Annotated in this window: 11 protein-coding genes and 1 pseudogene; 10 read left to right on the top strand and 2 right to left on the bottom strand. The window is 66.4% G+C overall.

Features of this window, described 5'->3' with window-relative positions; all coding sequences use genetic code 11:
• Positions 1–113 precede the first annotated feature (113 nt).
• The 6 genes from argC to GVY39_RS12980 all read left to right on the top strand — a co-directional run bounded on the left by argC (position 114) and on the right by GVY39_RS12980 (position 6,110).
• Positions 114–1,187 (top strand): N-acetyl-gamma-glutamyl-phosphate reductase, encoded by a 1,074-nt coding sequence (argC, locus tag GVY39_RS12955; RefSeq protein WP_159923929.1) that lies wholly within the window; start codon positions 114–116, stop codon positions 1,185–1,187.
• The gene (gene argJ, locus GVY39_RS12960) at positions 1,184–2,401 is read left to right on the top strand and encodes a bifunctional glutamate N-acetyltransferase/amino-acid acetyltransferase ArgJ (RefSeq protein WP_159923931.1); all 1,218 of its coding nucleotides are present in this window, start codon (positions 1,184–1,186) and stop codon (positions 2,399–2,401) included. Before argC ends, argJ begins: the two co-directional genes overlap by 4 nt.
• Positions 2,398–3,333, top strand: a complete 936-nt coding sequence (argB, locus tag GVY39_RS12965; protein WP_159923933.1) for an acetylglutamate kinase — start codon at positions 2,398–2,400, stop codon at positions 3,331–3,333. Before argJ ends, argB begins: the two co-directional genes overlap by 4 nt.
• Positions 3,330–4,532: an acetylornithine transaminase gene (locus tag GVY39_RS12970; protein WP_159923935.1), complete on the top strand. Its 1,203-nt coding sequence runs from the start codon at positions 3,330–3,332 to the stop codon at positions 4,530–4,532. The genes argB and GVY39_RS12970 overlap by 4 nt, the downstream gene beginning before the upstream one ends.
• On the top strand, positions 4,529–5,473 hold the full coding sequence (gene argF, locus GVY39_RS12975) for an ornithine carbamoyltransferase (protein WP_159923937.1): 945 nt from the start codon (positions 4,529–4,531) through the stop codon (positions 5,471–5,473). The genes GVY39_RS12970 and argF overlap by 4 nt, the downstream gene beginning before the upstream one ends.
• Positions 5,474–5,594: 121 nt before the next feature.
• A complete protein-coding gene (locus GVY39_RS12980; protein WP_195072334.1) occupies positions 5,595–6,110 on the top strand; it encodes an arginine repressor in 516 nt (171 codons plus the stop codon).
• Positions 6,111–6,718: 608 nt separating this feature from the next.
• On the opposite strand, the pseudogene GVY39_RS12985 reads toward GVY39_RS12980, so the two are convergent.
• Positions 6,719–6,994 (bottom strand): annotated as a pseudogene (locus GVY39_RS12985) (DEAD/DEAH box helicase); the annotation flags it as partial.
• A gap of 477 nt (positions 6,995–7,471) precedes the next feature.
• Here GVY39_RS12985 and GVY39_RS12990 point away from each other — a divergent pair.
• Genes GVY39_RS12990 through GVY39_RS13005 form a run of 4 tightly spaced genes read left to right on the top strand, consistent with a single transcriptional unit; the run spans position 7,472 to position 9,966 of the window.
• The gene (locus GVY39_RS12990; RefSeq protein ID WP_159923939.1) at positions 7,472–7,786 is read left to right on the top strand and encodes a WXG100 family type VII secretion target; all 315 of its coding nucleotides are present in this window, start codon (positions 7,472–7,474) and stop codon (positions 7,784–7,786) included.
• Positions 7,787–7,805: 19 nt separating this feature from the next.
• A complete protein-coding gene (locus tag GVY39_RS12995; RefSeq protein ID WP_159923941.1) occupies positions 7,806–8,114 on the top strand; it encodes a WXG100 family type VII secretion target in 309 nt (102 codons plus the stop codon).
• On the top strand, positions 8,111–9,439 hold the full coding sequence (locus tag GVY39_RS13000) for a hypothetical protein (protein WP_159923943.1): 1,329 nt from the start codon (positions 8,111–8,113) through the stop codon (positions 9,437–9,439). Before GVY39_RS12995 ends, GVY39_RS13000 begins: the two co-directional genes overlap by 4 nt.
• Positions 9,436–9,966 (top strand): DUF2247 family protein, encoded by a 531-nt coding sequence (locus GVY39_RS13005; RefSeq protein ID WP_159923945.1) that lies wholly within the window; start codon positions 9,436–9,438, stop codon positions 9,964–9,966. Before GVY39_RS13000 ends, GVY39_RS13005 begins: the two co-directional genes overlap by 4 nt.
• A 179-nt stretch (positions 9,967–10,145) precedes the next feature.
• Here the strand turns inward: GVY39_RS13005 and GVY39_RS13010 are convergent, their stop codons facing one another.
• Positions 10,146–11,390: a helix-turn-helix domain-containing protein gene (locus tag GVY39_RS13010; RefSeq protein WP_159923947.1), complete on the bottom strand. Its 1,245-nt coding sequence runs from the start codon at positions 11,388–11,390 to the stop codon at positions 10,146–10,148.
• Positions 11,391–11,425: the final 35 nt, after the last annotated feature.

Consider the following 11,425-nt stretch of genomic DNA (forward strand, 5'->3'; position numbering starts at 1 on the left):
CCGAGGTCTCGGTCGCGCGGTTTGGTCAGCGAGGCGGCGGGTATCAGGTGGTCGTGACCGGGAGCGGCAACCCAGGCTGTGAATGAGCTTGCATGGTCATGCATAATCATCACATGGTTGATTCCTCGGATGCGCCCCGCCCGCCCGGACCCGCCGTGCGGGTCGCGGTAGCCGGCGCCAGCGGATACGCGGGCGGCGAAGTGTTGCGTCTGCTGCTGGGACATCCCGCTTACCGAAGCGGGCGCCTAGTCATCGGGGCGCTCACCGCGGGCTCGAACGCGGGCACCGCGCTGGGGGAGTTGCAGCCGCATCTGCTGCCGCTGGCCGATCGGGTGCTCGCACCGACCACGGTCGACGAGCTGGCGGGCCACGACGTGGTCTTCCTCGGGCTGCCGCACGGCCAGTCGGGAGCCATCGCCGCCGAGTTGCCCGATTCCACGGTGATCATCGACTGCGGGGCCGACTTCCGGCTCACCGACCCGAATGCCTGGGAGAAATACTACGGCAGCCCGCACGCGGGCAGCTGGCCCTACGGGTTGCCCGAGCTGCCCGGCGGCCGGGAGAAACTGCGCGGAGCGACGCGGATCGCGGTCCCCGGCTGCTATCCGACCGTCGCCAGCCTCGCGTTGGCCCCCGCCGTCGCCTCGGGCATCGTGGAGCCCACCGTGCACGTGGTGGCGGTGAGCGGCGCGTCCGGAGCCGGCCGCAAATTGGACATCGGGCTCTTGGGATCGGAGGTGATGGGCTCGGCGCGGGCCTACGGTATCGCGGGCGCGCACCGGCACACGCCGGAGATCGCGCAGAATCTCGCGGCGGCCGGTGGCGCCGAGGTCTCGGTGTCGTTCACTCCGGTACTGGCGCCGATGCCGCGCGGCATCCTCGCCACCTGCACGGCGCCGATCCGTGTAGACGCCGCCCAGGCGCGCGCCGTGTACGAGAAAGCGTATGCCGACGAGCCTTTCGTGCACCTGCTGCCGGAAGGCGTGCTGCCGCAGACCGGGTCGGTACTCGGCTCCAACGCCGTCACCCTGCAGGTGGCGGTGGACGCCGACGCGGGCTTGCTCGTGGTGATCGGCGCGATCGACAACTTGACCAAGGGCACCGCGGGAGCCGCGGTCCAATCCATGAATCTGGCGCTCGGATTCGACGAGGCCGCAGGACTTTCCACCGTAGGAGTGGCACCGTGACGACAGCCGACATCGCCGACGGCAAGCTGGTCCGGACCCAGGGCGTGACCGCACCACTCGGCTTCCGCGCGGCGGGTATCGCCGCGGGCATCAAGGCCAGCGGCAAGCCGGATCTGGCGCTGGTGTTCAACGAAGGGCCGGAGTACCCGGCCGCGGGCGTGTTCACCCGCAACAAGGTCAAGGCCGCACCGGTGCTGTGGTCGCAGCAGGTGCTGACCGGCAAGCGGCTGCGCGCGGTGATCCTGAATTCCGGCGGAGCCAACGCCTGCACGGGGCCGGGCGGATTCCAGGACACGCACAAGACCGCCGAGGAACTCGCCACCGCGCTGAGCAACTGGGGTACCGAGACCGGCGCGGGCGAGATCGCCGTCTGTTCGACCGGGCTGATCGGTGACCGGCTCCCGATGGACAAACTGATCCCCGCCGTCACCGAGATCGTGCACGAGATGGGCGGCGGCCTCTCCGGTGGCTCGGATGCCGCATGGGCCATCATGACCACCGACACCGTGCCCAAGGAGGCGGCGTTCCACCACCGCGACAAGTGGAATGTCGGAGGCATGGCCAAGGGCGCGGGCATGCTGGCCCCGTCGCTGGCGACCATGCTGGTGGTGCTCACCACCGACGCGGCGGTGACCGCCGATCAGCTCGACCAGGCCCTGCGCAACGCCACCGCCCGCACCTTCGACCGGCTCGACGTGGACGGTTCCTGCTCCACCAACGACACCGTGCTGCTGCTGGCCAACGGCGCCAGCGAGGTCACCCCCAGCCAGGAGGAACTGGACGCCGCCGTGCTCGCGGTCTGCGACGATCTGGCCGCACAGTTGATGGCCGACGCCGAGGGCGTCACCAAGCGGGTGCTGGTCACCGTCGCGGGCGCGGCCACCGAGGACGAGGCGGTGGCCGCGGCGCGCACCGTCGCCCGCGATAGCCTGGTCAAGACGGCGCTGTTCGGATCCGACCCGAACTGGGGACGTGTGCTCGCCGCGGTGGGCATGGCGCCGATCACGCTCGATCCGAACCGGATCTCGGTGTCGTTCAACGGGAAGCCGGTGTGCGTCGACGGAGTCGGCGCGCCCGGAGCCCGCGCGGTCGACCTTTCCGGCACCGACATCGAGGTGCGGATCGAGCTGAACGTCGGCTCCGCGAGCGCGACCATCCGAACCACCGACCTCTCGCACGGTTACGTCGAAGAGAACTCGGCCTACAGCTCATGACCAGTCAGGTGTTGCACACGCTCTCCGCACTGGACAAGGCACACGTCCTGGCTGATGCCCTGCCGTGGTTGCAGAAGTTCCGGGACAAGATCGTCGTCGTGAAGTACGGCGGCAACGCCATGGTCGACGAGCATTTGAAGCAGGCCTTCGCCGCCGACATGGCGTTCCTGCGCACGGTCGGCGTGCACCCGGTGGTGGTGCACGGCGGCGGCCCGCAGATCAGCGCGATGCTGAAAAGGCTCGGCCTGCAAGGCGAATTCCGCGGCGGCTTCCGGGTGACCACCCCCGAGGTGATGGATGTGGTGCGGATGGTGCTGTTCGGGCAGGTCGGCCGTGAGCTGGTCGGCCTGATCAACTCGCACGGCCCCTACGCGGTCGGCATCTCCGGTGAGGACGCCGGGCTGTTCACCGCGACCCGCCGCACCGTCGAGGTGGACGGCGAGCCCACCGATATCGGCTTGGTCGGCGACGTCACCGAGGTCAACCCCGACGCTGTGCTGGACCTGATCGATGCCGGCCGCATCCCCGTGGTGTCGACCATCGCCCCGGACGCCGACGGCGTGGTGCACAACATCAACGCCGACACCGCCGCCGCCGCGCTGGCCGAAGGCATCGGCGCCGAGAAACTGGTCGTGCTCACCGACGTCGAGGGCTTGTACACGAACTGGCCGGACCGCTCCTCGCTCACCTCCAGCATCGATACGACGGCGCTGGCCGAGTTGCTCCCGCGCCTGGATGCGGGCATGGTGCCCAAGATGGAAGCCTGCCTGCGCGCCGTGTCGGCGGGGGTGCCGACCGCGCATGTCATCGACGGTCGCGTCCCGCACGCCGTGCTGCTGGAACTGTTCACCGGAGAAGGAATCGGAACGATGGTGACTCCCGCCCCGCTCACCCCGAACGGGTCCGGCGCACCGGACGGAACGAAACAATGAGCACAGCTGAACTGCAGAAGCGGTGGTCCGCCGCGCTGATGAACAACTACGGCACGCCGAAGGTCGCGCTGGTGCGCGGCGCGGGGGCCGTGGTCTACGACGCGGACGGCAAGCGCTATGTCGATTTCCTCGGCGGCATCGCGGTCAACAGCCTCGGCCACGCGCACCCCGCGATCCTCGAGGCGGTCACCCAGCAGCTCGGCACGCTCGGGCACGTGTCGAACCTGTACGCCAGCGAGCCGGTCATCGAGCTGGCCGAGCGGTTGCTTGCGCACTTCGCCGACGGCGAGGGCCGCGCCTTCTTCTGCAACTCCGGGACCGAGGCGGTCGAGGCGGCGTTCAAGATCGCCCGGCTCACCGGGCGCCACAAGATCGTCGCCTGCGAGGAGGCCTTCCACGGCCGCACCATGGGCGCGCTCGCCCTCACCGGCCAGCCGTCCAAGCGGACCCCCTTCGAACCGATGCCGCCCGGTGTCGTGCACGTGCCCTACGGCGACGCCGCGGCGCTGGACGCCGTGGTCGACGAGGACACCGCCGCGGTGTTCCTCGAGCCGATCATGGGGGAGAGCGGAGTGGTGGTACCGCCGTTCGACTACCTCGCCAAGGCGCGCGAGATCACCGCGCGCAGCGGGGCGCTGCTGGTGCTCGACGAAGTGCAGACCGGCATCGGCCGGACCGGGAAGTTCTACGCCCACCAGGCCGTCGGCATCGTGCCGGACGTCATCACCCTGGCCAAAGGCCTCGGCGGCGGACTGCCCATCGGCGCGGTACTGGCCAACGGGCGGGCGGCCGATCTGCTCACCCCCGGCCTGCACGGCACCACCTTCGGTGGCAACCCGGTGTGCGCGGCTGCGGCGCTCGCGGTGCTGCGCACGATCGACGACACCGATCTGCTCTCGCACGTCGAGTCGGTCGGCAAGCGGCTCAGCGACGGCATCGAGTTGTTGCAACATCCGCTCATCGATCAGGTGCGCGGTGCGGGCCTGCTGCTGGGCATCGTGCTCACCGACGACGTGTCCGCGCGGGTCGAAGCGCGAGCACGGGAGGCGGGCTACCTCGTCAACCCGGCCAAACCGAACGTGATCCGGCTGGCGCCGCCGCTGGTGCTCACCGAGACCCAGGCGGACAACTTCGTCGCCGATCTGCCGGAGATCCTCGACGGCGCGCTCGAGGACACGAAAGGAGTTGCGGCGCAATGACTTCCGTGCGGCACTTCCTGCGTGACGACGACGTCAGCCCCGCCGAGCAAGCCGAGATCCTGGCGCTCGCCGCCGAACTCAAGAAATCGCCCTTCGCCCGGCGCCCGCTCGAGGGCCCGCGCGGCGTCGGAGTGATCTTCGAGAAGAACTCCACCCGCACCCGCTTCTCCTTCGAGATGGGCATCGCCCAGCTCGGCGGGCACGCGGTGGTCGTCGACGGCCGCGACACCCAGCTGGGCCGGGAGGAGACGCTCGGCGACACCGGCCGGGTGCTCTCCCGCTACGTGGACGCGATCGTGTGGCGCACCTTCGAGCAGTCCCGGCTCGACGAGATGGCCGCCACCGCCACGGTTCCGGTGATCAACGCGCTGTCCGACGAGTTCCATCCGTGCCAGGTGCTCGCCGATCTGCAGACGCTGGCCGAACACAAGGGCGAGTTGGTCGGGCGCGATCTCGCCTACTTCGGTGACGGCGCCAACAACATGGCCCACTCGCTGCTGCTCGGCGGCGTCACCGCGGGTCTGAACGTGACCATCGCCGCGCCCGCGGGCTTCGAGCCACAGCCGTGGATCGTGGAGGCCGCGCGCAAGCGCGCCGCCGAGACCGGAGCCACCATCACGGTGACCGGCGATCCGGTCGCCGCGGCCTGGGGCGCCGACGCGCTGGTCACCGACACCTGGACCTCCATGGGGCAGGAGAACGACGGCCTGGACCGCGTCGGTCCGTTCCGGCCGTTCCAGCTCAACGCCGAGTTGCTCGCGCACGCCCAACCGGATGCCGTCGTGCTGCACTGCCTGCCCGCGCATCGCGGCGAGGAGATCACCGACGAGGTGCTCGACGGGCCGCGCAGTGTGGTGTGGGACGAGGCCGAGAACCGCCTGCACGCCCAGAAAGCGCTGCTGGTCTGGTTGCTGGAGCGACGATCCGGGAGCGGGGCGTGAACGAGGGGGGCGGGCGAACCGCCGCGACGTCTTCCCGTCGCGGCGAGCCGGGCCGGACGGCGCACCGAAGCGACGGCGTGCGAGCGCGGATGATGCCGCCGAGCTCAGGCGAGGCGCGGTCGTGAGCGTTTCGCAGTCGGAATCGGGGCGAAGCGGCCCCGCCATCGCGCGTACTCGCGCCGGACGGCAGTCGCGCATCATCGAGCTGCTGACGGCGCACGCGGTGCGCAGCCAGACCGAACTGGCGGCCCTGCTGGCGGCCGAAGGCATCGAGACCACCCAGGCCACGCTGTCGCGGGATCTGGACGAACTGGGCGCGGTGAAGCTGCGCGCCGCCGACGGCGGTGCGGGCGTCTACGTGGTGCCCGAGGACGGCAGCCCCGTCCGCGGCGTCACCGGCGGCACCGACCGGTTGTCCAAGCTGCTCGGCGACCTGCTGGTCTCCACCGACGCCAGCGGCAACATCGCGGTCCTGCGCACCCCGCCCGGCGCCGCCCATTACCTGGCCAGCGCTCTCGATCGCGCGGCACTGCCCTACATCGTCGGCACCATCGCGGGCGACGACACCATCGCCGTCATCGCGCGCGAGCCGCTGACCGGCGCCGAGGTAGCCGCGAAGATCGAACAACTAGCCTGATTATTCACTCGTCCGCCGATCTCTAGCTCGACAGTGACGGGATCGGCAGCAAGCGCCGACTGGACGAGACCGGATGGCCGCTTGGAGGTATCAACCCTCCCCGCAGGTGAATTTCGCGACCAGCACCAGTTTTTCGCCGCCGGATACTTCGTCGCGTCGAGTGCTCGACAACTTGTGGACTGTGCGCAGGGCGTCTCCGCCGACCACGCGATCGACGCTGATGTGACAACCGTCTGCGTAATCACCGTAGACAAGCCAATAGACTCCGGCCGGGCCCGGTTTGCCCATGGCTTAGTACGTCGCCCCCGGAGAGATTATGCGGTCTTGTGGCCGGTCGACTACGGGACCGATGAAGACCTTCGAAACGAGCAGGCCGCCGATATTCTCCTTTTCGGTGGAGACGGTTTCGTATCCGGTCCACTTCGGTCGCGGAGGTATGCCGCATCTCGGCGGGCGGGTCCAACTTCTTACGGATCGTGCCCCAGACGACCAGGCAGACGATGGCTACCGGCACGACTATGGCGACGGCCAGGAGGCTGAATCCGGTGAACCGCCCGAGCCGACTCATCCGTTGGGCTATCGACATGTGTAGGCTCCGTTGATCAATTCGGATTGCCGACTGTCGCCGATAATCCGACCCGTTGGATCGGCGTCCCGGTGACCCGCTGCAATCTCTCCAAGACGGCCAGTAGATGCCATTCACGGTCGTCACCGGCGAAGGCGTGTACCTCATCGACCACGACCGCCCGGATATGGCCGAGCAATTCCCGATGATCGGTCTTTGTGCCGATCAGCATGGCTTCCAAAGATTCCGGTGTGGTCAGCAGAATGCCGGGATGCTCACGACGGATACGGTTGCGCTTGGAGTCGCTCCAGTCGGCGTGGGCGAGTCCGATGGCGAGCGAGGTGAGGGCGCCGCAGGCGATGACGGCGACGAGCGTGCGGACATGTCGAGTGATCCTTGGCGTCGAAAGGTGGTTGTCGCGGTCAGCGGTTGCCGGCCACAAGGTAGTGGATGAGCCAGAGCGGCAGCCACAGGCCGCAGGTGATGATCGAGGGCATCAGGTGCAATCCGTGCGGGGCGGCGCGCTGCACGATCGGGCCTCCGTATCCCGCCTTGTTCTGCGCGCTTGAAGCGGATTAAAAGTTGCACGCACCCTCGGTTGCCCACCGGGCGATCAACCACCGCAACCAATCCGAGCCGGCACACGCCGGACCGAAGCCCGGCGAGAGGCCAGGCCGGTTCGGCTGCGACACGCTCTGACCCGGTCCGATGCTCGAGCCGCATCTCAACGCTATGGACGCAACCATCGGACGAGGTGAGGTAAGGTTGCCGGCATCAGGGCCTGGGGAGGGGGAGTATGGCGCAGGGTGATGGGACTTTCGATGTCGTCCCGTCCGAGGTTTCCGATGCGGGGCGTTACTTGCAGTTGACTGCCCAAGAGTTGGTCGACGGAGTCCGTACCTTGGACACTGAAATCGGTGCCCTCTTGCAGGGATGGACCGGGGTCTCGGCGACCGCGTACCAGGCAGGCTGGGAGGAAACCCGTCAAGGCGCGCAAACCGTTCTGGACGCGCTCGCGACGCTGGCCGAATTGATGGGTGTCACCGCGGATACGCATATCCAGCTCGATACCGATCGTGCCACGAATACCAGTTCACTCGATCTGCCGTAGATCTCGGGGGAGATGACGCATGGCCGAACCGTTTCGGGTCGATCTGACCGAACTCGACGACATCACCGCGCGCGTGGCCGGATTCGCCGGTTTCCTCGAGGACAGTCTCGTCGGTATCCAGCAGCGGATCACCGCCGTTCAAGCCGGCTGGAGCGGCCCGTCTGCGACCGCCGCGAACGATGCCTTCGCTCGTTGGCTCACCGGCGCACAGGATGTCGCCGAGGGGATCCGCGAGATGCAGGCCGCCGCAGTCGCCGCGCATCAGCGATACACCGCGGCCGTGGCCGCGAATCTGGAAATGCTCGGCCGTGGTGGAGCAGCGTCGTGACGGTGCTGGATGTCGCGCCACAGGTCTACTACGACGCCGCCGTCGCGTGCAACACCGCCGCCTCCGGTTTCATCAACGCTTTCCAGAGCAAGATGCAGTCCCTCGACGAAACACGAGGCATGGCCGGCAGCATCGGCGACGGCAAGATCTGGGCCGAGTCCTATGATCAGCAGGCCAGCGACATGTGGAAGCTTTCGCTCGACCTCACCATGGCGCTCGACGGCTACGCCCAAGTCCTGAATCAGGCCGGATACAACCACGCCCTCGCCGATCACGACCCTGCCGGCGGTCGGCCCGAACCTCAGCTGCCGAGCCTGGCGGCGGCATTCGGCTACACACCGCTGGAACTGTTGTCGACGATTCCGCCCTCCGCAGGCGGCGACGGGCGCGGCCTGGTCGACGACGGTCTGGAACTTGCCACCAAGGTCGGTATCCCGATCCCGGATGGCGACACCGCCAAGTTGTCGCACGCGGCCGATGTGTGGCACACGCTGTCCACTCACGAGTCCGTCACCGCTATCGCGACCGAACTCGAACGCGCCGCGGTGATGTTCGAACAGGTCACCTCACCGGACGCCGGCTTCATCGACGAAGATCTGCGCGAACTGAAAACCGTTGCCTCCGACCTGGCCGGCGCGTATGGCGAGATGGCCCAATCCTGCCGCGACCAGAAACAAGCCCACGACGCCCTGCGGGCCGAGCTCGAGCGACTACTCGGGAACCTCGCCAAGGAAATCGCCGTAGAAGTGGCCGTCAGCCTCGCGCTGTCGGTCCTCGTCTCCTGCGTCAGTTTCGGCGTCGGTGCCGCCGCCGTGGCCGCAAGAACCACCGCTGCGGTCGCCAGGATCATCGATAAATTCGCCGATCTCATCAAAATTGCGGTCAAAGCCGCGAAACTACGTACGGCCGTCGCAGTTGAACGCGTCACCTCGAAGACCAAAGAAGTCGTCCAGCGCATCAAGGACCTTGCCACCAAACTGCTCGAAAAAGTCAGGAATGCTGGGAAAGCGAAAACATCTCCAATGAGGATCGGATCCCCACAGGATGCCGAGGATGTCATCAAGGTGGCAGATCGCTCAGGATCCGGCCTGAAGCCTGACCCTTATCATCGTGCTGCTTCGTGGCCTGTCGACGACATCGCAGAGAAGGGGACTTTGTTCAAGAACGTCGGCGGAGATGGTAAGCCCTATACACTGGTGCAGATGCCGGGTGAGTTGAACGGGAAGGCTGGGCGTTTCGAGTGGATTGTAGACGAGACCGGAAAGGTTACACATCAATTGTTTGTACCCAATGGAACGATTAACGGAATACCGTCGAAGCCATGAGCGAATCTATGGAATATTCGGCGAAATTCAACATCCCCGCGTCCTTCATCACCGACCGAGCTCGCCTGACTCCGGGCGAGCTGAATTACGGTTATGTCAACCGATGGATATCGCCGTCGGATGTGGTTGAGTTGGCGCTGGGATGCGTTGTGCCTGCTAGTTCCAAGATGGGTTCTATAGAGGAGATCTCACTGCTGCTCTCGGATGAGTTGGATCGTCTCCCCGATCTGATGGATCAGTTGGTCGATCGTGATGACCTTGTCTGGACGTATCTCGCACTCGCTTGGGTGCATGAGAACCAGGCAGAATTCGAGGATCCCTTCAAAACTGTCGATCTGCTGTTCGCCGATTTTGGTTATCCGCAAGATGTCGGGGAGTTCGTCACCTTCATGCCGCCGCCACCCGGCGGTGTTCCAGGGTATCCTGGCCTTCGTCAACGTTGGCAGGAGTATCTCGAACAAAAACGCTCCGAATTTCTCACTGCGCGGATATCGGATGTGGCCAATGGTTCTCGGGAAAATTCGTGACGGGTGGTGGGCCTGTCCTTCGCGTTGCAGAGACCGGGCGCTTCCGTCCCGCAGCGTGCAACGGTCCGCTGGTGGCAGTCGCACCTGACCGCACCGGACCGCAGGCCCGGCGAAAATCGATGAGGCGAGCGGTGCCGATCCTGGGCTTTGATCGGCGGTTTCCGCGGACTGCGACTGAACTACATCGCTTCTGCCCGCTTCCCCAGAAACTCGCGTACCTCCGGTACCCCGGCGTATGGGCGGATGTCTTCCACGATGCCATGGAGGGTGGACTGCAACCGCGTGGAGGTCAAGTTGCTGATCTGATCGAAGTGGTCGATGAGTACCCGACAGCCTTCAGAAATCTTTCCGGCCTGGATGAAATTCTCGGCCAGCTTGATGCGCCAGCCAATATTCTCCCGGGGCCACGCGTTCGTGCCGTCAACTGCCGTCTGGAGGTACGCGGTCGCCGTGCGGTGGTCGCCGATTCGCATGTACGCCCAACCAGTCATCCCGGTCAGCGCCGCTGGCGGGAGGTATACCCAGTCCGGGTCATGACCGCGGCTCGACTCGTACGCACGATGGGCACGACTGATCGCCTCCACCATCGTGCTGGTATCGCCCATGGCGCTGTGGGCTCCTGCTTCGTAGATCGCTCCCAATGCACGCAACTTCGGCCCGCCCTCCCGGCGGGCTGAGGTTTGCGCGGCGTCGGCGAGGTTGATCCCGTCCCTGGGACGCGCATCTTTCGAGGGCTTCGACGGCGAGAAGCCACCCTGGAAGCTGAGCATGCTTGCGTTGAGTAGAGCGTGCGCCGCCGCAATGCCATTGCCTGCGGCGGTCGCAGTCTGCGCTGCTCGTGCGTAGTAGCGACGCGCGTCCTCCAGCCGGACCGCGTCAAAGTGGACCCAGCCTGCGGCGGTCATCATCTCAGCAGCGGCGCTGGTCAAGGTCCGCCCGATGTCATCGGTGTAGGCTCCGTTATCCAGCAACTGTCCGACGTAACGCACTTCGTTGGCCGCTATCCGGCGCAGCCGGTCGCCGCCTACCAGCAGGTCCAGCTCGTGGATTTGATTGATACTGGCAGTAATTTCAGCGACATCCGCAGCACCCACACGGATGCTGGCGGTTGATGGCACTGTGGCAACTGCGTGCCCCGTCGCGCCAGTTGTGATGACAGATCCGGCACCGAGGGCGCTGGCGCGTAGGAAGTTGCGACGGTTCATATCCGCCTCCTCGTCTGACTCCACCACCAGTATGGCAAGCGGAACGTGAAGCGCCTTGGCTACTCGGCGTAGTACCCGCACATCGTGCACCGCAGCACCGCCGCGCTCGAGCTGCGAAATGGCGGGCTGGGTATAGCCGAGAACGGCTCCCAATTCGGATTGAGTCATGCCGAGCGACTTGCGGATACGGCGGATAATCTCGCCAGTCGTGATGTGCATTCCGCTGTTTCCATTCCCCTGTGAATGTGCATCTA

Origin of the sequence: Nocardia sp. CY15 (genome assembly GCF_009829295.1) — a bacterium.
Taxonomy (GTDB): Bacteria; Actinomycetota; Actinomycetes; order Mycobacteriales; family Mycobacteriaceae; genus Nocardia; species Nocardia sputi.

Bases quoted from the DNA above. Each gene is read 5' to 3' on its own strand.
- GVY39_RS12995 (WP_159923941.1), top strand. From the start codon at position 7,806: ATGGCCGAACCGTTTCGGGTCGATCTGACCGAACTCGACGACATCACC.
- GVY39_RS13005 (WP_159923945.1), top strand. From the start codon at position 9,436: ATGAGCGAATCTATGGAATATTCGGCGAAATTCAACATCCCCGCGTCC.
- GVY39_RS12970 (WP_159923935.1), top strand. From the start codon at position 3,330: ATGAGCACAGCTGAACTGCAGAAGCGGTGGTCCGCCGCGCTGATGAAC.
- argF (WP_159923937.1), top strand. From the start codon at position 4,529: ATGACTTCCGTGCGGCACTTCCTGCGTGACGACGACGTCAGCCCCGCC.
- GVY39_RS13010 (WP_159923947.1), bottom strand. From the start codon at position 11,390: ATGCACATCACGACTGGCGAGATTATCCGCCGTATCCGCAAGTCGCTC.
- argB (WP_159923933.1), top strand. From the start codon at position 2,398: ATGACCAGTCAGGTGTTGCACACGCTCTCCGCACTGGACAAGGCACAC.
- argC (WP_159923929.1), top strand. From the start codon at position 114: ATGGTTGATTCCTCGGATGCGCCCCGCCCGCCCGGACCCGCCGTGCGG.
- GVY39_RS12990 (WP_159923939.1), top strand. From the start codon at position 7,472: ATGGCGCAGGGTGATGGGACTTTCGATGTCGTCCCGTCCGAGGTTTCC.